Raw genomic sequence first — 19,227 nt, forward strand, 5'->3', positions numbered from 1 at the left:
CGGGGCCGGGATCGGGGTGATCCGGCGACAGGTCCGACCCTGACCGGCCGACCGCAGGCTCCCCGCCCGCCCACCGCAAGAACCCCGCAAGGGGAAGGACCCCCGTGCCGGGGGTCCGCGCTCAGCGGGCCAGTGTGAGGGTGAACGTGGTGCCCCGGCCCTCCACGCTGGCGACCTCCAGGGTGCCGTCGTGCGCGGCGGCGATCGCCCGCGTGATGGCCAGCCCCAGCCCGACCCCCGGCACCGCGTGCCGCCGGGCGGTCGAGGCGCGGAAGAAGCGGGCGAAGAGCTGCCCCTGCTCGCCGGCGGGGATCCCGATGCCGGTGTCGCTGACCGCCAGCCGGGCCACGGGCACCGCGTCGTCCCCGGGGGAGTCGACGACCGCGCCGCCGGCCGTCCGCCAGGCCGGCCGCAGCGCCAGGCTGACCCGGCCGCCGGCCGGGGTGAACTTGACCGCGTTGGAGACCAGGTTGTCGCAGGCCTGCCCCAGGCGGACCGCGTCGCCGTGCACCACCAGCCCGCCGTCGGGGACGTCGACGACGACCTCGACGCCGGTGGCCGCGGCGGTGACCCGGACGGTCTCCTCGGCGGCCCGGACGACGGCCGCCAGATCGACCGACTCCGGCTGCAGGCTGAACCGGCCGGCGTCCACCTGGGCGGTGAACAGCAGGTCACCGACCAGCCGCAGCAGCCGCTGGGCGTTGCGCTCGACCGTGCCCAGGTACCGCCGCGGCTCCTCGCCCAGCGACGGGTCGTCCAGGACGAGCTCCAGGTAGCCCAGGATCGAGGTCAGCGGCGTGCGCAGCTCGTGGCTGACGAGGCTCACGAACTGGTCCTTCATGCGCTCGGTCGCCCGGGCCTCGGTCATGTCGGTGCCGACGAAGTTCCAGCCGGCGTGCACGCCGCGGTCGTCGGTGCGCGGGGTGACCGCCACGGAGACGGTCAGCTCCGCGCCGTCCACGGCGACGTAGGTCCAGTCCCGGACGTCGCTGCCCTGCTCCTGCGCGGCGCCGACCAGCGCGGCCAGCCCACCACCGGCCTCCGCCAGCTCCTCGGTCAGGTGGAAGTCGGTGATCGACCGGCGGCGGACGACGTCGGCGCGGGGCAGCCCCAGCATCCGCTCGGCGCCGGGGTTCCACACCCGGATCACGCCGTCGACGTCGGTGCCGATGATCGACTGCTCGGTGACCGCGTCGATGACGCTCGTCATCGTCCGGGCCCGGGCCTCCAGCATCCTCGTCGCGATCTCGAGCTCGTCGTCACGGTGCTGCATCCGCGCTCGGAGTGCGGCGTTCTCGGCGCGCAGCCGGGCCAGCTCCTCGACCCGCGCGGCGCCCAGGACGGTCACGCCGTCGCACCGGGGCGGATGGCGAGGCCCACGAGTGCCCGGACGTCGTGCTCGTCGTCGGCGACCAGGACGTGCGGGGCTGCGGTGGGCACGGTCGGGGCTCCCTCGATCGGGCGGTGTCGTCCCGGTCGACGTCGGCAGCCCGGGAGGCCGACTGCAGCCCGGGCGCGGCCGCCTCACCCGAACAGGCGACCGGCCACAGACGCGCAGCGCGCCCCGCCGGGGAGGACCCGGCGGGGCGCGGCGACGTGCTGGAACGGCCACCCTCCCGGGGCCCACCGGCCCCGTCCCGGGTCCCATCCTGAGCCTGCGAAGGGTGGGGAGGACGGGGTCCTTCTACGAGGCGTGGGGAGGAGGGTGGCCCTCTTTCAGCTGCCCGACTGGCTCTGCACCGTCTGGCGGGACTGCTGGGCCTGACCCTGGACGTCCTGCGCGGCGGACTGGCCCTCCTGCTTGACGGTCTGGGCGGCGTCCTGCGCGGTGGACTTGACCTCCTGGACCGCCTGCTCGGCGGCCGGCCGCAGCTGCTCGCCGACCTCCTGCGCGGCCTGCTTGGCCGGGGCGAGGAGCTCGTCCTTGTGCTCGCGCACCGCGGACTCGGCCTGCTGGGCCAGCTGGCGCTCCCGCTCCGAGGCCGGCAGCAGGCTGGAGACCAGCCAGCCGACACCGAAGGCGATGAGGCCCGCGGCCAGCGGGTTGCCCTGGGCCTGCCGGACGATGGTGTCCGGGGCCTGCTGCACCGCGTGCGCGGCCTGCTGTGCGGCACCCTGCACGGTCTCGGCGGCACCCTGCGCCCTGTCCTGCACCGTGCCCGCGGCGTCCTGTGCCCGGTACTGGGCCGAGGCCCGGGTGTCCTGGGCGCTGCCCATGACCCGGTCCCGGACGCGGGAGACACGGCCCTTGGCCGCGCTGACGCGACGGTCCATGACGCGGGAGGGGTTCACCTTCTCGTTGAGGGCGTCGACGTCGTAGCTCAGCTCGCGCTGGGTCTGCTCGATCTGGCGCCGGATGGCTTCAGGGTCGTTGCTCGTGGTCATTTTCCGTACTCCGATGTCTGGGAGGGCCGCAGGGCCGTGGTCAGTTGGGCTTCAGAGCGCTGGGGACCTCTGAGAGCGTGTCCACGGTGCGCTCGGGCTTGGGGTTCACCTGCTGCAGCTTCTTCTTGCCCATGGAGAAGGCGATCGCGCCGACGATGCCCCAGAGGGCGGCGACGATGAGGGCGGCCAGGCCGGCGTCCATCACGTTCTCCAGCGCCCACCAGAGGGCGTTGGAGAGGAAGAGCACCGTCAGGAACCCGGCGAGTGCGGCGGCGGCCATCATGCCGGCGCCCTTGCCCGCCTTCTTGGCCTCGGCCTGGACCTCGGCCTTGGCGAGGGCGACCTCTTGGCGCATCAGCGTGGAGAGGTCCTTGGCCAGCTCACCGAACAGCTGCCCCACCGAAGTGCCCTCGACGTCGGGCCGGCCCTCGGCGGTCGTCGGTGTGCCTACGGTGCCGCTGTGCGCGCCGTACGCCTCGTCCGGCGAGACGGTGTAGTTGGCCTGGGCGTACGGGTCCTCGCCCGGTGTCGAGCCGACCGGCGTCGCGCCGGAGTAGGGAGAGCTCATGTGGGTCAGACCCCCTGACCGGGACGGCGGGCCGGGTCGTCCCAGCCGGCCGGGGTGGTCGGCGGGACAGCGGCGCCCGCGGGCGGGACCGTGCCGTACGGCGGCGGCGGGACGGGGGTGCCGGTGGCCGGAGCGCCGGTGTAGCCGGTGGTCGTCTCGTAGGACGTCGTCTCGGTATAGCCCGAGTAGGCCGGCGCCGGGTCGACGTAGTTCGTCTGCGTGTAGGTGGAGCGGTGCTGCCCGCCGGTGCTCGAGGGGCCGTCGCTGTGCGCGGCCTTCACCCCGCTGGTCAGGCGTCCGGCGAGGACGCCGGCGAGCGCGGCGCCGAGCAGGAAGGTGCCGGGCCTGCGGCGGGCGAAGGCGCGCACGTCGTCGAGCAGGTCGGCCGGCTCGCGGTTCTGCAGCCGGTCGGCGAACTGCTCGACGTAGCTGGAGGCCTGCTGGAGCAGGTCGCGGGCCGGGCCGGGCGCACCCTGGCTGCTGCCGTCGGCCAGGCCGCGCAGCTCCTGGGCCAGCGAGGTCAGGCCGCCGGCGGCCTTCTGCTGCTGGGCCACCGTCTGCTGGCGCAGCTGCTGGCGGCCCTGCTGGACCAGGTCCTGCGCCTGGTTCTTCGCCTCGCCGACGACCTCCTTGGCCTGGTCGGCGGCGGTCGAGGCGACCTGGCTGCCGGCCTGCGCAGCGGTCTGGCCCACGTTGCGGGCCTCGTCCTTGGCCACGTCGGTCGTGGACGGGGAGCCGCTCGTCGTCTGGCTGGTGGTCGTCGTGCTGACCGTGCTGGCCCCGCTGGTCGCGCCCGAGCCGGTGGAGGGCGGCGGCGGGAACGGGCTGTCGATCGAGTGAGTCATCGTTCCTCCTCGGCAAATGTCTTGGTCGGCCGAGGCGATACCCGTCAAACGATCACCCACACATGCGGTGTCGACGGCCGTCGCGCTGCCGTGTGCGGACACGACGGCGCACCCGGGTCGCGGTGCGGCCCGGGTGCGGGACCTGCGGCTCACGTTGCTCGAGTCCCGGCGGTACCCCCGACAGCGACGGTGCAACCCCCCGGCGCACCCCTTCCGGCCCGGCCAGGGGCCGCGCGACCCCGCTCCCGGCGGTGCTGACTAAGGTGAGCCTTGCCTATCCGCGCTCGAACCGAGGAGCCCCGCCATGGCCGACAAGGCCCCGCGCCGTCCGCGCACGCCCAGGCTGGCCACCGTGCTGCGGACCTCGCGTCCGACTCCCCACCTCGTCCGAGTGGTGCTCGGCGGGGAGGGGCTCGCCGGGTTCGCGCCCGAGCACGCCGACGCCTACGTCAAGCTCGTGCTCCCGCCGGCCGGCGCGCCGTACGCCGCACCGTTCGACCTGGACGCCGTGCAGCGCGAGCACCCCCGCGAGCTGTGGCCCTGCCTGCGCACCTACACCGTGCGCCGCTGGGACCCGGCCTCCGGCGAGCTCGTCCTCGACGTCGTCGTCCACGGTGACGAGGGGCTGGCCGGGCCCTGGGCCGCGGCTGCGCAGCCCGGTGACGAGGTGCAGTTGCTCGGCCCCGGCGGCGCCTACGCGCCCAGCGGGGACGTCGACTGGCACCTGCTGGCCGGCGACGAGACCGCGCTGCCGGCGATCGCTGCCTCGCTCGAGCGGCTGCCGGCGGGCGCCGCGGTGCGGGTGTTCGTCGAGGTCGCCGACGCCGCGGAGGAGCAGCCGCTGCCGCTCCCGGCGGGCGTGGAGCTGACCTGGGTGCACCGTGCCGGGCTGCCGGGCGAGGCGCTCGTGGCCGCCGTCCGCGGCGCCGCCCTCCCGGCCGGGTCGGTGCACGCCTTCGTGCACGGCGAGGCCGGGTTCGTGCGGGAGCTGCGCCGCTTCCTGCGGGTCGAGCGCGCGGTGCCCCGGGAGCAGCTCTCGGCCTCGGGCTACTGGCGGCTGGGGCGCACCGACGAGGGCTGGCGGGCCGAGAAGGCGGCGTGGAACGCCGCGGTGGAGGCCGACGAGCAGACCGTCGCTGTCTGAGTCCCGGGAGGGCCGCCCGAAGGGGCCCGGCGCGAGCCGGCGAGCGGTGGGGGGCAGGCGGCCCTCCTACAGGTCGTCGGTGGCGAAGGTGTCGCACTGCGCCGGGTCGCCGGTCTCGTAGCCGGTGGTGAACCAGCGCTGCCGCTGCTCGGAGGAGCCGTGCGTGAAGGCGTCCTGGTCGACGGTGCCGCCGCCCAGGTTCTGCTGGATGAAGTCGTCACCGATGCGCGCCGCGGCGTCCAGTGCCCGGTCGACGTCGTCCTGGGTGATCTCGGCGATCAACGGCTCGCCGGACTCGTCGGGGACGGTCTCGGCGTGGTTGGCCCACGCCCCGGCGAAGCAGTCGGCCTGCAGCTCCAGGCGCACGGTGCCGCTGGCCGGGCCCGTCTCGCCCGGGGTGACCTGCTGGTTGATGCCGAGCACGTTCTGCACGTGGTGGCCGTACTCGTGGGCGATGACGTAGGCGTTGACGAACAGCCCGCCCTCCGCGCCGAACTGCTGCTGCAGCGTGTCGAAGAAGGACAGGTCGATGTAGACCAGCTCGTCGGCCGGGCAGTAGAAGGGCCCCGAGCCGCTGGTCGCACCGCCGCAGTCGGTGCCGACCCCGCCGTTGAAGAAGACGGTGTCGGTCGGGCGGTACTCCGGGCCCAGCACCCCGGACCAGTAGTCCTGGACCGACTCGATGTCGGCCACGACGGCGCAGTCGAGCGACTCGTTCGCGTCGGCGCCGGTCCGGCACTGCTGCTCGAGCTGCCTGTTGTCGGCGGTCTGCCCCTCCCCGAGCGCGCTCAACTGGACCAGCGCCGCGCCGGTCCCGCCGTCCCCGCCACCGCCGAGGACCTGGAACAGCACCAGCACGAGGACGCCGACCAGGCCCAGCCCACCACCGCCGACTGCGAGACCCCGCCCGCCGCCCATCCCGCCATCCCGGCGATCCTGCACGCCCGACGGATCGAGGTCTGCTCCCTCGCTGTACCTCATGGCTGGGCACCCTCCCGGTCGTGTGGCACGCCGAGACGGTGCCATGCGCAGCGGCGGTGCCCCTGGGAGGGGCGGCTCATGCGCGCTCGGCGGCCTCCCCACCGGTCGGCGTCCGGCTGGGGCGCTCGGCCGGCTGGTCGCGGAGGAACAGGTACCAGTAGGACGTCGAGACGAAGACCACCGCGCCGACGAGGTTGCCCGCCCCGGCCATGAGCCAGTTGAGCAGCACGTCGCCCCAGCCGAGCTCGGGGACGCCGGCGAAGATCGCGGCGGGCAGGAAGAACATGTTGGCGACGACGTGGTCGAAGCCCATCGCCACGAACGCCATGATCGGGAAGAAGATGGCGAGGACCTTGCCGGAGATCGTGGTCGCCGCCAACGACATCCACACCGCCAGGCAGACCAGCCAGTTGCAGCCGACGCCGCGCAGGAAGACCTGCCAGGGGGTCTCGTGCAGGGCCTTGGCCTCGGCGATCGAGGCCAGCCGGTCGTGGGTGAGGGCGGCGCTGCCGGAGGCCCCGGGCCCGCCGATCACCCCGGTCTGGACGGCGAGGAAGTAGGCCACGAAGAGCGCGCCGAGCAGGTTGCCGAGCAGCACCAGCGTGAGGTTCTTGGCGACGTCGCCCGTGCTGAGCCGCCCCTGCATGGCGCCGAGCGGCACCAGCATCATGTTGCCGGTGGCGAGGTCGGAGCCCGCGACCAGCACGAGGACCAGCCCGAGGGTGAAGGCGGCGCCCATGAACAGCGTGGGCAGCGTGCCCCAGTTCGCCGGGTCCAGCCCGGAGGAGACCGTGATCGCCACGAGCGCACCGAAGGCGATGTAGGCGCCGCCGAGGAAGGCGCTGACGAGCACGCGGTCCCAGGTTCGGTGGATCTTCTTGGCCCCGGTCTCACTGGCGACCTGGGCCATCTCGGGGGGTTGGCGGTCGGACACCGTCGCCTCCGTGGGGACGCGTGGGTTCTCGGGACTGGACCGTACGGCTCCGGCCCGGATCCGGCACCCGGTGCCGGATCGGGGCACCGGCCGACCGGGACGATCTAGGGTCGGCGGACACACCTGCGACACCGGGAGAGCACATGGCGGTCTCGAACCGCGTCCGCGGCGCACTGACGACGACGGTGCTGGCGACCGCGGCCACCGGCTTCCTCGCCGCCTGCGGCACGGACGAGGAGGAGCAGGAGCAGGTCGCCTACTGCACGAACGAGGACGGCGAGATCGTCGACGACGACTACTGCGACGACGACTACCGCGGCCCCGGGGCGGGGTTCTTCTTCCTATACCTCGGGGGTTTCCGTCCCGGGCTGCCGGTCGGCACCGTCCTCCCCAGCGGCGGCACCCGGATCAACCCGACGGACACCGCCGCCCGGCAGCGCGCCGGCCTGCCCTCGACCGGCCGGGTCGCCGCGGGCACGCGGGTGACCGGGGGCATTGGCTCCGGGGTGGGTGGCAGCGACTCCGGCAGCCGGACCGGCACCGGCGCGGGCAGCTGAGCGCTCGGTCCGCCTTCGGCGAGATCTGCACAGTGGCGGTCATCGGCGGCCTGATGGGGACGAGTGTGCAGATCTCGCGAGGGGCCGGGGGGAGGTGACGGCGTGAGGCGCGTCGAGGCGGGGGTGGTGCGCCCCGGCTGGGAGGCCGAGGTCGAGGCCCAGGGCCTGGTCTACAACCGCACCGAGCTGCCCGGCGGCGAGGTGCGCAGCTACTGGCGCGAGGGGCCGTTCTACGACTTCACGATGGCCGAGGTCGAGCGGCTCGAGGGCTGGGTCGCGCAGCTGTTCGAGATGTGCGTGGCCGCCGGCGACCACGTCGTCGAGCACGACCTGTTCGACCGGATGGGCGTCCCGCCGATCGCCCGTCCGGAGATCCGCCGCACCTGGGACGCCGAACCGCCGAGCGTCTACGGCCGCTTCGACCTGCGCTACGACGGGCAGGGCCCGCCCAAGCTGCTGGAGTTCAACGCCGACACCCCGACCGGCCTGGTCGAGTCCGCCGTCACCCAGTGGAACTGGCACCTGTTCACCGGCCAGGGCGCCGACCAGTGGAACGCCCTGCACGACAAGCTCGTCGCCGCCTGGCAGCGCAACCTGCTGCGCTGGGAGCGGCGCACCGGCGTCCGCCCGCGGGTGCACCTGGCCTGGACGTCGGAGGAGCGCTCCGGCGAGGACCGGATGACCGTGGCGTACCTGATGGACACCGTCGTCCAGGCCGGCTACGAGGCGATCGAGCTGGTGGTCGAGGACATCGCGCTGGACGACGGGGACGGCCGGTTCTACGACCAGCAGGGCCGCCACCTCGACGTCGTCTTCAAGCTCTACCCCTGGGAGTGGCTGATCGAGGACGAGTTCGGCCCGGCCGTGCTCGCCGACGCCGCCCGCCCGGGCGGCACCACCTGGGTGGAGCCGGCCTACAAGATGCTGTGGAGCACCAAGGCACTGCTGCCGGTGCTGTGGCAGCTGTTCGGCAGCGACCCGGCGCTGTCCCCGCTGCTGCTGCCGGCCTACTTCGCCGACGAGATGCCCTCCTCGTGGCGCACCTTCGTGCGCAAGCCGCTGTGGGGCCGGGAGGGCGCGAACGTGCAGATCGTCCGCGACGGGCAGGTGGCCGTGGAGCTGCCCGGGCGGTACGGCACCGAGGGCTGGGTCGTGCAGGAGTTCGCGCCGCTGCCGGACTTCGCCGGCGTCGACGGCCCGCACCACCCGGTGCTCGGCGCCTGGGTGGTCGACGGCGAGCCCGCCGGGCTGGGCATCCGGGAGAGCGACGGGCTGGTCACCGACAACCTGAGCTTCTTCGTGCCGCACACCATCGACTTCACCGCTCCGCAGACCGGCCGCCGGTAGCCGACCCACGGTCGGGGTCGTGCCGTTGGAGGGTCAGGACGAGCCGAGCCCCGAGGCCTGGGTGCGCGAGCGGTAGGAGGACCCCCTGCCCTCCACGACTCGCGAGCTCGCCGCGGGACCCCGCAGGGGGCCGGATCGTGGCCGTCCACCCGCCGTACGCCGAGTACCAGCAGCGGACCGATCGGGAGATCCCGGTGTCCGTCGTCGAGCGGGCCGACCCGGTCAACCCGGCATAGGTGAGGCTGCCCTCCGTGTTCGCCGAGGCGATCGGCGAGACCTGGGAGGACAACCTGCGGCTGGCGGGGGAGGCGCTGAACCGCTCGGCCGAGGCCGAGGAGCTGCTCGCCGCGTACGAGGAGCGCGCCGATCGGCCCGCTGGGCGCCGGGTTGGTGCTCGATGACCTGGAGCGGTTCGCGCAGCAGCTGGAGGGCTGAGCGCTCCTGCGCGGTGGGAGGGCCGCAGGACTCCTGGTGTCGGGAGCACCGCGTCGTCCAGACTGCGGCGGCGACCCGCCGACCGACCGGAGGAGGACCGCCGTGCCGCTCAGCACCGCCGCGACCTGCGCCCGCATCACCGCCGAGCTCAACGCGCCCGGCCAACCCTTCTCCTACTCCTGCGAGGGCGACCGCGTGGTCGGCACCTGGGACGTCGCCGACGTGACCTACCAGGGCCTGCTCTCGGCCGGGACCATCGACGAGGACTACGCCATCACCGTGATCCTCGACGAGCAGTCGGGCACCTACGACGTCTCCGAGCGCAAGCGCGAGTCGGAGAGCGACGTCCGGCTCTCCGGCGGCACGCTGCAGTTCGGCGGGTCGAAGCAGGTGTTCAAGGGCAGGTCGATCGGCAGGTCGTGGGGCGGCGGCGCGGCCCTGCGGGCCACCTCGCACGGGCAGGTGGGGCACACCTGGAGCTACGAGTTCGAGACCTCGCGGATCAAGCAACCCTTGTTCGACCTGCTGCAGGACGCCGGGTGGCAGCCGCGGAAGCAGGGGTTCCTGGCGCGGCTGTTCTCCCGCTGACCGAGCGCTGACAGGGCCGGCGCGGTCCCGCGGGCCTGGACGCTGCCGGTCCTCCCGAGGAGCATGCCCGGCACGACCACCGACCGGCTGTTGCGCGCCGCCCTGCTCCTCAAGGGGCTCGACGGCGGGGCCGAGCTGCTCGCGGGCGCCGCTCTGGCGCTGGTGGGCCCACGGGAGCTGGGGGAGCTGGCTCAGAGGGTGGTCGCGCACCACCTGCTGGGCAGCCCGCGCGGCGCCCTGGCCGAGCGGTTCACGGCGGGGGAGGCCGCGCTGAGCAGCGGCGACCGGACCTTCGCCGTCGCCTACCTGACCCTCCACGGGGTGCTGAAGCTGGGCCTGGTCGTGGCCCTGCTGTGCGAGCTGCGGCCCGCGTACCCGGTGGCGATCGGTGTCCTCGCGGTGTTCGTCGGCTACGAGGCGTACCGGGCGGCCCGGACCGGGTCGTCGGTGCTCTGGGCCGCCGCGGCGCTCGATCTCGTGGTCACCGTGCTCGTGGTGCGGGAGTACCGGCGCCTCAGGGCAGGGCCGCCGCGGCCTGCGGGATCGCCGCGGCGACCTCGTCGGGGAACGTCGTGAACGGGGTGGCGGTGACCGTCCGCTTCGCGCCGCGGCCCGTCCAGCCCCAGGTGCCCAGCACCCGGCCCCGGTGGACGACGGTCGGCCGGAAGACGCCGTTGCCGCCGGGCACGATGCGGTCGGCGAACTCGGGCGGGACGGCGCAGCTGCGGTCGGCGTAGCCGAGGACGAACTCGTCGAAGCCGGGCAGCAGGAACAGCCCGGTGGCCTCGGCCCGGTGCGCGGCCAGCAGGTCCTCGGTCTCGGGCGCCAGCAGGAGCTCGCGGCCGTCGACCTCGACCGCGGCCAGCCGGTCGCGGACGGCGGCCAGCCCGGCGCGGACGTCGGTGAGCGGCAGCCCGGCCCAGCGGGCGAGGTCGGCTACCGTGGCCGGGCCGTGGCCGCGGAAGTAGCGCAGCGCGAGCTCGGCCAGGCCGGCGTCCCGGTCCAGCCGCCGCGGCGCGGGCACCCACTCGTCGAGCAGCACGAAGGCCTGCTCGTTCCCCGCCACCGGCCCCAGGCAGAGGGTGCCGGTCTGCGCCAGGTACCAGAGCAGGTGGTAGCCGCGCTGCCCCGTGACGGCGACGCCGCCGTCGGCCACCGCGGCGAGCAGCTCTTTCCGCCCGCACCGCCGTCCGCCGGTCAGCGCCGCGGTGACCAGCTCACGCGCCCGCTCGGTGTCGGCCTCGGTCAGCCCCAGCGCGGCCCGCCGCTGCGCGGCGCCAGCGAGCACCCGCGGGCCGAGCAGGTCGAGCAGCCACGGCAGGTCCTCGGCGAGCAGCAGGTGCAGCGTGCCCCGCATCGGCCAGGACCGGACCACCTCCCCGGCGTCCAGCGCCGCATCCACCCCGGCCCGCGTGCGCGCCGCCGTCCGCAGGGCCACCGAGGTCAGCGCGCCGGGCAGGTCCTGCCCCTGCACGCAGGTGAGCAGCCCGACGGCCTCGGCCGCCGTGGCCGGGGGCGGCCCGGCGACCCGCAGGGCCACCAGCCGGAGCAACGCCAGGTCGCGGGCGGTCGTCATGACGGGGGAGCCTGCCAGCCGGGGACGACGGGACGGGGCGGCTGACACACTCCGCCCGTGCAGGCGGCGGACTGGGACGCGCGCTACGCCGCGCAGCAGCAGTGGACGGCCGAGCCCAACGCGCTGGTGGCCGAGCTGCTGGCCGACCTGCCGCCGGGCGCGGCCGTCGACCTGGCGGCGGGGGAGGGGCGGCACGCGCTGTGGCTGGCCGGGCGCGGCTGGCAGGTCACGGCGGTCGACTTCTCCGCCACCGGGCTGGCCCGCGGCCGCGGCCGGCCCGGCGCCGACCGCGTCACCTGGGTGACCGCGGACGTCCTCGGGTGGGACGCGCCGGCCGCCTCGCTGGACCTCGTGCTCGTCGCCTACCTGCACCTGCCGGAAGCGCAGACCACCGCCCTGCTGCGCCGCGCCGTCCGCTGGCTGCGACCGGGCGGCCGGCTGCTCGTCCTGGGTCACGACGCGGACAACCTCGCGCACGGCGTCGGGGGCCCGCAGGACCCGGCGATCCTGTACGGCGTCGCGCGGTTGGCGCCGGTGGCCGAGCTGCTCGACGTCGACCGGCTCGAGCAGGTGCGCCGGGAGACGCCGGCGGGCACCGCGCTGGACACCCTGCTGTGGGGCCGCCGGCGCGGCCGGTGAGCGACCCCCTGCGGCGGACCGGCCCGGCGGTAGCGTGCGGCCCGTGATGGGGATGGGCGGGGCCGGCGGCCCGGACGCCGAGCGGCGCCGGCGGCTGGTCGCCGCCGTCGTGGTGCTCGCACTGCTCGTGACCGCGGCGGCCACGGTGCTGTCGATCGCGCTGAGCTGAGGAGACAGGCGTGGACGCCGACATCGAGGAGTGGTTCGCCGCGGCGGGGCCGCGCGAGGGCGAACTGCGGGCCGCCGACGCGCTCGTCGTGGCCGCCGCGCCGGGCATCGACCGGCAGCTGGTCGCGGTCGGGTCGGGGCAGATGCTCGGCTACGGGCTGATGCCGTACCGGCCGCGCTCGGCGCGGGAGACGACGACCTGGCCGTTGATCGCCCTCGCGGCGCAGAAGCGGCACCTGTCGCTCTACGTCTGCGCCGTCGTCGACGGGACCTACCTGGCCGAGGCCCGTGCCGAGCGGCTGGGCCGGGTCTCCTGCGGCAAGAGCTGCATCCGCTTCTCCTCCCTCGACCGGCTCGACCGCGCCGAGCTGACTGCGCTGCTGCAGGACGCCGTCGCCGCGACGCGGGCCGGCGCCAACGGCTACTCCGCGGGCTGATCGGCCCGCCGCCGGGCCGGCGGCCCGGCGGGCGCGGCGCCGGTCAGGTGCGTGGCGAACCAGTCGCGGGCGAGCTCGGCGGCCGCCTGCAGCGTGCCCGGCTCCTCGAACAGGTGCGAGGCACCGGGGACGACGGCCAGCCGGTTGGTGCACCGCAACCGGGCCTGCGCCTCCCGGTTGAGCGCGAGCACCTGCTGGTCGTGGCCGCCCACCACGAGCAGCGTCGGCGCCCGCACGTCGGCCAGCGCCGGGCCGGCCAGGTCGGGCCGGCCGCCACGGCTGACCACCGCCCGCACCGTGTCGTCCCCCGCCGCCGCGACCAGGGCCGCCGCGGCGCCGGTGCTGGCGCCGAGGTACCCCAGCGGCAGACCGGCGCACGAGGGCTCGGCGGCCGCCCAGCGGGCCACCGCGGCGAGCCGACCCGCCAGCAGCTCGACGTCGAAGACCGGGTCGCGCGCGGCCTCCTCGGCCGGGGTGAGCAGGTCGACCAGCAGCGTGGCCGTGCCCGCGGCGCGCAGCACCTCCGCGACGGCGCGGTTGCGGGGACTGTGCCGGCCGCTGCCCGTCCCGTGGGCGAACACGACCAGCCCGGCGGCGTGCTCGGGGACGGTCAGCCGCCCGGGCAGTCCGTCGGGCCCGGCGTCGGCCACCACGTCGTCGTCCCGCGGGGTGCGGGCGCCAGCAGGGGTCCCCGGGGCCGGGCGGCGCAGCAGGCCGAGGACCTCCTCGTCCTCGGTCGGCCGGAAGTCGGCGTACGCCTGCCCGACCGCGGTGAAGCGCTGCGGGCTCTCCAGGCACACCACCTCGTCGACCGTCGGGGCGAGGTCCCCCAGGGCCCGCGGCGAGGCGACCGGGACGGCCAGCACCACGCGGGCCGCGCCGTGGGCACGGACGACCGCGCAGGCGGCCCGGGCGGTGGCGCCGGTCGCGATGCCGTCGTCCACCACCACCGCCGTCCGGCCCTCCAGCGGGCGCCGGGGGCGGTCCCCGCGGAGTTGCCGGGCCCGCCGCTCGAGCTCGGCGCGCTCGCGTCGCTCGGCGTCGGCGAGGGTCGCCTCGTCGACCCGGCCGGCCTGCAGCACGTCCTCGTTGAGGACCACCACGCCGTCCTCGCCGACCGCGCCCATCGCCAGCTCCGGACGCCGCGGCAGGCCGAGCTTGCGCACCAGGACGACGTCGAGGGGGGCGCCCAGCGCGCGGGCCACCTCGGCGGCCACCGGCACCCCGCCGCGCGGCAGCCCGAGCACCACGACGTCCCGGCCGGCGAGCGGGGCCAGCCGGCGCCCGAGCTGCCGGCCTGCGTCCTCGCGGTCCTGGAACGGCACCCGAGCCTCCTCGCGTCGGCCCCCATGCTCACCCTCGTCCCGCCCGATCGGGATACGCAACCCCCGGTTGCATGCGTGACCTTGGTCCCTGGTGTGCGTGGCCGGCAGCGGTCACCGTAGGACGCCGGCGCCGAGGCGCCCGGCCGGACCCGACCCCACGCGCACGGAGGCGCCCCCGCATGACGCTGACCGAAGACCCCGCCGTCGAGCAGGCCGTGGCCCGACTCGCCGACGAGTTCCAGGCGCGGCTGCGCCCCCAGGTCATCGGCACCGTGGTCCGCACCTGCCGTCAGGACCTCAGCGGGGTGCCCGCCACGGCGCTGCCCGAGCTGGTGGAGCGGCTGGCCCGGGAGCGGCTGCTGTCCGTCGCCTGACAGAGGACCCTCTGCCCCCCGCCGCTCGCGAGCTCGCGTCGTGCCCCTTCAGGGGGCCGACTTGGGACCCCGTCGGCTGGCAGCCGCGGGAGCCGACGAGACGACGCCGGCCGGACTTCCGTCGACGGGTATCCGGCCGGCGTCGGCGTGCGGGGGTCACTGCACGGCGTAGTAGACCCGCTCGTCCTCGAAGCTCATCGTCGGCTCGACGGAGAGCTGGCCGCCGGGGATCGCCGACGGCGGGACGTCCATGCAGAACTGGAAGGTGTCCGAGCCACCCGGGTTGAGGGTCGGCGCCTCCATCGCGTCGTCGGCGAGCGCGGTCATGCAGTCCGCGTCGCTGTACTGGCGGGCGTCCGTGCCGTGGAAGACGGCGGACAGGTCCCAGCCCGGCGTGCCCTCCTCGGCCCCGGTGTAGGTGACGGTCAGCTGGGCGATCACGTGCTGCCCGGTCGGGGCCTCGTTGAACTCGTTGGCGGCGGCCACGGCGGCGTTGCCGTCGAGCTGGACCGCGTCGACGCTGACCTGGTAATCGCCCACCTGCGCCGGGACCTCGAGCGTCAGGTTGTCTTGACAGTCAGGTCAGCCTGACGGACGCTGGGTCATGGACCTCGACACCCTCGATCGCGTGCACACGCTCGCCACCGCCGTCCGGCGCTTCGACGAGCTGCGGGGCCGGGACTCGCTGGCCGACCCCGACGACGCGGACGGTCCCCGCCCGCTCGACCGGTCCGAGGCGCTGGAGCTGCTGGCCCTGGGCGAGGTGATCGCCCGCAAGGCCGGTCAGGGGCGTCAGTTGACCGTCCGGACGGCGCGGGGAGCCGGGGCCTCGTGGGCGGAGATCGGCCGGTCCCTGGGCACCACCCGCCAGTCGGCGTGGGAGGCGCACCGCCGCTGGATCGACGACCAGGTGGCCCGGCGGGGCACCGTCGGGTCCATCGGGTTCGACGCGGACGACGCCGCGGCCGCTCGGGCCCTGGCCGGCGACGGCGTCGACTGAGCTGCCGCCGTGGGCAGTCAGGCGGCGACGCGGCACTCCACGGGGACGGCGTCCGGACCGGCCGCGGGCACCCGCCCGCGTCGGTCGGCCGCGCGCGCCACGACCGCGATGCCCGACCCCACCAGCGCCAGGACCGCGCCCACCCAGATCGGCGCGGTGTAGCCCAGTCCCGCCGACAGCACCGCCGCGCCCAGCGCGGCGCCGAGCGCGTTGGCCACGTTGAACGCTCCCTGGTTGGCCGCCGAGACCAGGCTGCCGCCGGGTACCCGTGCGGCCTCGATGACGCCGTTCTGCACCACCGGGCCCAGCGCGAAGGCCAGCGTGCCGAACAGCACGAGCAGCACGACCGCGGCGACCGGGGTGCGGGCCACGAGGGCGAAGGCGGCCAGTACGACGGCGGTGGCGACCAGGCCGACGGTGACGAAGGAGAAGCCGTACCGGTCGCCGAGCCGGCCGCCGACCAGCGTGCCCACGGTGGTGCCGACGCCGAACAGCGCCAGCACCGGCGTCACCCACCCCGTGGGGAGGCCGCCGAGCTCGGTGAGGATCGGGCTGACGTAGCTGTAGACGGCGAACAGCGCGGAGAAGCCGACCATCGTCAGGCCCAGCACCAGCCACACCTGGCCGCGGCGGAACGCGGCGAGCTCGGTGCGCAGGTCGCCGGGCTCGGTCAGCCGCGCCGGCATCCAGGCCAGCAGCCCGGCGATGGTGACCAGGCCGATGACGGCGATGGCGCCGAGGGCGAGCCGCCAGCTGGTCTGCTGGGCGACGAAGGTTCCCAGCGGGACGCCGACGACGTTGGCCAGGGTCAGTCCCACCATCATCAGCGAGATCGCGCTGGTGGCCCGTTCGGGCGCGACCAGCCGCCGGGCGGCGACCGCGCCGACGCCGAAGAAGGAGCCGTGCGCCAGGGCGGTGAGCACCCGCGCGGCGGCCAGCGTCTCGTAGGTGGGCGCCAGCGCCGACAGCGCGTTGCCGACGACGAACAGCACCATGAGGCCCACCAGGGTCCGGCGGGGCGGGAAACGCACCCCCAGGGCGGTCAGCGTGGGTGCCCCCACGACGACGCCGACGGCGTAGGCGGAGATCAGCAGGCCCACCGACGGCACGGAGACGCCGAGGCCCGCCGCGACCTCGGGCAGCATGCCCATCACGACGAACTCGGTGGTGCCGATGCCGAAGGCGCCGATGGCGAGGGCGAGCAGGGCGCGGGGCACGGGGCGGCTCCAGGACGATGCGGTTCCGGGTGGGGCTCGGACTGCGTCGTCCTGCCGGAAGGGCTCCCCCCCGACCCTGCCAGGGTCCTAGGTCCCGCGCTCCGACGAAGCGGGGTGCGACCGGTCACACGCCGGCCGCCGGGACCGGCGTGTGACCGGGGCACGCGCCAGGGGCCGGTCGGCCGACGCGCCCGCGGTCAGGGCTTGAGCAGGACCTTGACCGCGCCGTCCTTCTTCTCGCGGAAGTCCGCGTACGCCTGCGGCGCCTGCTCGAGCGGCACGTGGTGGGTGGCGAAGTCGTCGACGCCCAGCGGGTCGCCCTCTGTGAGGATCGGCAGGATGTCGGGCACCCAGCGCCACACGTTGGCCTGGCCCATGCGCAGCTGGATCTGCTTGTCGAACATCCGCGAGAGCGGCATCGGGTCGGTCGCCCCGCCGTAGACCCCGGACAGCGAGATCGTCCCGCCGCGCCGGACTGCCTCGATGGCCGTGTTCAGCGCGGCCATCCGGTCGACGCCGGCGACCTTCATGACCGGCGCCATGATCGCGTCGGGGATGAGGGCCGAGGCCTTCTGGGCGATGCTCGCCAGCGGGGAGCCGTGCGCCTCCATGCCGACGGCGTCGATGACCGCGTCGGGGCCGCGGCCGTCGGTGGCGTCGCGGATGGCACCCACCACCTCGTCCTGGTCGGTCGAGCGGATGACGTCGGTGCCGCGGGCGGTGGCCCGGGCGATCCGCTCCGGGACGACGTCGGAGGCGTACACGCGCTCGATGCCCAGGTGGTGGGCGATGCGGGTGCACATGTCGCCGATCGGCCCCAGGCCCAGCACCAGCAGGGTGCCCCCGGGCGGGGTGGCCGCGTACTGGACCGCCTGCCAGGCGGTCGGCAGCACGTCGGAGAGGTACACGAACCGGTCGTCGGGCAGCCCCTCGGGGACCGTGATCGGCAGCGTGTTGCCGAAGGGCACCCGCAGGTACTCCGCCTGGCCGCCGGGGACCTGGCCGTAGAGCTTCGTGTAGCCGAACAGCGAGGCGCCGAAGCCCTGCTCGCGGTTCTGCGTCGTCTCGCACTGGGACTGCAGGCCCTGGGAGCACATCCAGCAGGTGCCGCAGGAGATGTTGAAGGGGACGACGACCCGGTCGCCGGGTTTGACCGCGGTGACGTCCCGGCCGACCTCGCGGACGACGCCCATCGGCTCGTGCCCCATCACGTCGCCGACCGTCATGAACGGCGCCATGACCTCGATGAGGTGCAGGTCGGACCCGCAGATGCCGCTCGAGGTGATCTCGACGACGACGTCGGTGGGGTCCTGGATCGTCGGGTCCGGGACGGTGTCCACCCGGACGTCGGCTCGGCCGTGCCAGGTCACTGCGCGCATGGGGGTCAGGCTCCTCAGGGGGTCGTCGACGTGGCTCGGGCAAGGGCCTTCTGCCCCGACGTGATGTCCATCGCCCCTGTCTCGAACCTCGCATGGCGTGTTCCTCACCGTGTGCCAGTTGGGCTGAACCCTGTGTCGAACGACCGCCGTGGCATTCGGTGAGCCCGACCACTCACCGTGCTCGTATTCCCACTCTCTCAGATCACAGTTTGGTCACGATGTGTTTACATGGCTCCCGTCCGCTTCCCCGGACGCAGCACGACGACCACGTCCCCCTCCGAAAGTCAGGTGTATGAGCCAGCTCCACCACGACCGTCCCGTCGACGACAACGAGACGGCCCCGCACACCGTCCGGACGCAGCGCACGGGGGACGCGCTCACGCCGGACACCGCCACCGAAGAGCAGCGGCTCACCGCGGTCACCGACCTCGCCGACCTCACCGGACAGGCCGAGGCCGCCGCCCGCGCCGGCCTCGAGGAGGTCCACCCGGTCCCGGTCACCACGGGGGGACGGCGGCGCCGCTTCCGCACCCGGGGAATCCCGGCACCGGCGCGCCGGCCGGCCGTCTACCTCGCCGCGGCGCTCGTCGGGGCCGGCGGGCTGGGGCTGTTCGCCGTCGGCGACCGCGCCCTGGCCCAGCAGACCGACGTCGTCGAGAGCTCCACGGTCTCAATCGCCACGGAGCTCGGGCTCGACGGGCGGGCGCAGGCCGCGCCCCCCGAGGACGACGCCGCCGCCCGGCTCGGTGAGCTGACCGCGAGCCGCGCCGCGCGGGAGGCCGAGCAGGCCGCCGCCGCCCAGGTGCAGGCCGACGCCGACCGGCTCGCCGCCGAGGCGATCGCGGAGGCCGCCCGCCCCGACGCGGTGCTGCCGGTCGACGGCGCCCGGCTGACGAGCGGTTTCGGCTCCCGGTGGGGCACCGTGCACGCCGGCATCGACCTCGCCGCTCCGATGCGCACGCCCGAGAAGGCCGCGATGGACGGCGTCGTCCTGGAGGCCGGCCCGGCCAGCGGCTACGGCCTCGTCGTGTACGTCCAGCACGAGAACGGCGACGTCACCGTCTACGGCCACATGGACGAGGTCCTCGTGTCGGCCGGCCAGGTGGTCCGGGCCGGCGACACCATCGCGCTGCTCGGCAACCGGGGTCAGTCCACCGGCCCGCACCTGCACTTCGAGGTGCGCCTCGGTGGGCTCGGCGGCCAGAAGGTCGACCCGGTGCCCTACCTGCGGGAGCGCGGCGTCCAGCTCTGAAGGAGGACACCGTGCCCCCCGCCACGTGCACGGCCCCGTCCAGAGGCTCGCCGCGAGCGTGCGAGCGGTGAGGGGG

At 75.0% G+C, this 19,227-nt stretch carries 24 protein-coding genes; 13 read left to right on the forward strand and 11 right to left on the reverse strand.

The window, feature by feature from the left end; translation table 11 throughout:
* Positions 1-121: 121 nt before the first annotated feature.
* The 4 genes from BLW63_RS19505 to BLW63_RS19520 all read right to left on the reverse strand — a co-directional run bounded on the left by BLW63_RS19505 (position 122) and on the right by BLW63_RS19520 (position 3,798).
* Positions 122-1,348 (reverse strand): sensor histidine kinase, encoded by a 1,227-nt coding sequence (locus BLW63_RS19505; protein ID WP_139263683.1) that lies wholly within the window; start codon positions 1,346-1,348, stop codon positions 122-124.
* 368 nt (positions 1,349-1,716) lie between these two features.
* On the reverse strand, positions 1,717-2,385 hold the full coding sequence (locus tag BLW63_RS19510; protein ID WP_091160018.1) for a DUF3618 domain-containing protein: 669 nt from the start codon (positions 2,383-2,385) through the stop codon (positions 1,717-1,719).
* A 40-nt stretch (positions 2,386-2,425) separates the two neighbouring features.
* Positions 2,426-2,953 (reverse strand): phage holin family protein, encoded by a 528-nt coding sequence (locus tag BLW63_RS19515; protein WP_091160021.1) that lies wholly within the window; start codon positions 2,951-2,953, stop codon positions 2,426-2,428.
* 5 nt (positions 2,954-2,958) lie between these two features.
* A complete protein-coding gene (locus BLW63_RS19520) occupies positions 2,959-3,798 on the reverse strand; it encodes a hypothetical protein (RefSeq protein ID WP_091160023.1) in 840 nt (279 codons plus the stop codon).
* A 304-nt stretch (positions 3,799-4,102) separates the two neighbouring features.
* On the opposite strand from BLW63_RS19520, the gene BLW63_RS19525 reads away from it, so the two are divergent.
* A complete protein-coding gene (locus BLW63_RS19525) occupies positions 4,103-4,942 on the forward strand; it encodes a siderophore-interacting protein (RefSeq protein ID WP_091160027.1) in 840 nt (279 codons plus the stop codon).
* Between the two features lie 66 nt (positions 4,943-5,008).
* Here the strand turns inward: BLW63_RS19525 and ypfJ are convergent, their stop codons facing one another.
* Together ypfJ and BLW63_RS19535 are read right to left on the reverse strand one after the other, a co-directional pair.
* Positions 5,009-5,923, reverse strand: coding sequence for a KPN_02809 family neutral zinc metallopeptidase (gene ypfJ / locus BLW63_RS19530; RefSeq protein ID WP_091160030.1), 915 nt, complete (start codon positions 5,921-5,923; stop codon positions 5,009-5,011).
* 76 nt (positions 5,924-5,999) lie between these two features.
* A complete protein-coding gene (locus BLW63_RS19535) occupies positions 6,000-6,857 on the reverse strand; it encodes a formate/nitrite transporter family protein (RefSeq protein ID WP_091160031.1) in 858 nt (285 codons plus the stop codon).
* 143 nt (positions 6,858-7,000) lie between these two features.
* Between BLW63_RS19535 and BLW63_RS19540 the strand changes: the two genes are divergently transcribed.
* From BLW63_RS19540 to BLW63_RS19555, 6 genes are all read left to right on the forward strand, one after another.
* Entirely contained in the window at positions 7,001-7,414 is a 414-nt protein-coding gene (locus BLW63_RS19540; RefSeq protein WP_091160033.1) for a hypothetical protein, read from the forward strand.
* A gap of 102 nt (positions 7,415-7,516) precedes the next feature.
* On the forward strand, positions 7,517-8,761 hold the full coding sequence (locus tag BLW63_RS19545; RefSeq protein WP_244522679.1) for a glutathionylspermidine synthase family protein: 1,245 nt from the start codon (positions 7,517-7,519) through the stop codon (positions 8,759-8,761).
* 137 nt (positions 8,762-8,898) lie between these two features.
* The gene (locus tag BLW63_RS26300; RefSeq protein WP_139263685.1) at positions 8,899-8,997 is read left to right on the forward strand and encodes a nitroreductase/quinone reductase family protein; all 99 of its coding nucleotides are present in this window, start codon (positions 8,899-8,901) and stop codon (positions 8,995-8,997) included.
* Entirely contained in the window at positions 8,998-9,162 is a 165-nt protein-coding gene (locus BLW63_RS26305; protein WP_139263687.1) for an ABC transporter substrate-binding protein, read from the forward strand.
* 136 nt (positions 9,163-9,298) lie between these two features.
* Positions 9,299-9,784, forward strand: a complete 486-nt coding sequence (locus tag BLW63_RS19550; RefSeq protein WP_091160035.1) for a hypothetical protein — start codon at positions 9,299-9,301, stop codon at positions 9,782-9,784.
* 63 nt (positions 9,785-9,847) lie between these two features.
* Positions 9,848-10,360: a DUF2127 domain-containing protein gene (locus BLW63_RS19555; RefSeq protein WP_091160039.1), complete on the forward strand. Its 513-nt coding sequence runs from the start codon at positions 9,848-9,850 to the stop codon at positions 10,358-10,360.
* Here BLW63_RS19555 and BLW63_RS19560 read toward each other — a convergent pair.
* A complete protein-coding gene (locus BLW63_RS19560) occupies positions 10,299-11,360 on the reverse strand; it encodes a winged helix DNA-binding domain-containing protein (protein ID WP_091160041.1) in 1,062 nt (353 codons plus the stop codon). The two genes, BLW63_RS19555 and BLW63_RS19560, sit on opposite strands and share 62 nt — an antisense overlap.
* Before the next feature lie 57 nt (positions 11,361-11,417).
* On the opposite strand from BLW63_RS19560, the gene BLW63_RS19565 reads away from it, so the two are divergent.
* Genes BLW63_RS19565 through BLW63_RS19570 form a run of 3 tightly spaced genes read left to right on the forward strand, consistent with a single transcriptional unit; the run spans position 11,418 to position 12,604 of the window.
* On the forward strand, positions 11,418-11,999 hold the full coding sequence (locus tag BLW63_RS19565) for a class I SAM-dependent methyltransferase (RefSeq protein ID WP_091160043.1): 582 nt from the start codon (positions 11,418-11,420) through the stop codon (positions 11,997-11,999).
* Positions 12,000-12,042: 43 nt separating this feature from the next.
* Positions 12,043-12,168, forward strand: coding sequence for a hypothetical protein (locus BLW63_RS28650; protein WP_280140548.1), 126 nt, complete (start codon positions 12,043-12,045; stop codon positions 12,166-12,168).
* A 10-nt stretch (positions 12,169-12,178) separates the two neighbouring features.
* Positions 12,179-12,604: a DUF1801 domain-containing protein gene (locus BLW63_RS19570; protein WP_091160045.1), complete on the forward strand. Its 426-nt coding sequence runs from the start codon at positions 12,179-12,181 to the stop codon at positions 12,602-12,604.
* Here the strand turns inward: BLW63_RS19570 and BLW63_RS19575 are convergent.
* Entirely contained in the window at positions 12,589-13,929 is a 1,341-nt protein-coding gene (locus BLW63_RS19575) for a phosphoribosyltransferase family protein (RefSeq protein ID WP_091160048.1), read from the reverse strand. The genes BLW63_RS19570 and BLW63_RS19575 overlap by 16 nt on opposite strands.
* A 179-nt stretch (positions 13,930-14,108) precedes the next feature.
* Between BLW63_RS19575 and BLW63_RS19580 the strand changes: the two genes are divergently transcribed.
* Positions 14,109-14,303, forward strand: a complete 195-nt coding sequence (locus tag BLW63_RS19580; RefSeq protein ID WP_091160050.1) for a three-helix bundle dimerization domain-containing protein — start codon at positions 14,109-14,111, stop codon at positions 14,301-14,303.
* Between the two features lie 156 nt (positions 14,304-14,459).
* Here BLW63_RS19580 and BLW63_RS19585 read toward each other — a convergent pair whose 3' ends face one another.
* Positions 14,460-14,843 carry a hypothetical protein gene (locus BLW63_RS19585; RefSeq protein ID WP_091160053.1) on the reverse strand — a complete coding sequence of 128 codons (384 nt, stop codon included), beginning with the start codon at positions 14,841-14,843 and terminating at the stop codon, positions 14,460-14,462.
* 88 nt (positions 14,844-14,931) lie between these two features.
* Between BLW63_RS19585 and BLW63_RS19590 the strand changes: the two genes are divergently transcribed.
* The gene (locus BLW63_RS19590; RefSeq protein WP_244522680.1) at positions 14,932-15,303 is read left to right on the forward strand and encodes a hypothetical protein; all 372 of its coding nucleotides are present in this window, start codon (positions 14,932-14,934) and stop codon (positions 15,301-15,303) included.
* A 17-nt stretch (positions 15,304-15,320) separates the two neighbouring features.
* Here BLW63_RS19590 and BLW63_RS19595 read toward each other — a convergent pair whose 3' ends face one another.
* Positions 15,321-16,520: an MFS transporter gene (locus tag BLW63_RS19595; protein ID WP_091160058.1), complete on the reverse strand. Its 1,200-nt coding sequence runs from the start codon at positions 16,518-16,520 to the stop codon at positions 15,321-15,323.
* A gap of 197 nt (positions 16,521-16,717) precedes the next feature.
* Positions 16,718-17,899: an alcohol dehydrogenase catalytic domain-containing protein gene (locus BLW63_RS19600; RefSeq protein ID WP_091160061.1), complete on the reverse strand. Its 1,182-nt coding sequence runs from the start codon at positions 17,897-17,899 to the stop codon at positions 16,718-16,720.
* A 292-nt stretch (positions 17,900-18,191) separates the two neighbouring features.
* Here BLW63_RS19600 and BLW63_RS19605 point away from each other — a divergent pair, with 292 nt between their 5' ends.
* Complete coding sequence (locus BLW63_RS19605; RefSeq protein WP_091160063.1) at positions 18,192-19,151, forward strand: M23 family metallopeptidase; 960 nt, start codon at positions 18,192-18,194, stop codon at positions 19,149-19,151.
* Positions 19,152-19,227 lie beyond the last annotated feature (76 nt).

It is taken from the genome of Geodermatophilus africanus, from assembly GCF_900107105.1.
Classification (GTDB): domain Bacteria; phylum Actinomycetota; class Actinomycetes; order Mycobacteriales; family Geodermatophilaceae; genus Geodermatophilus; species Geodermatophilus africanus.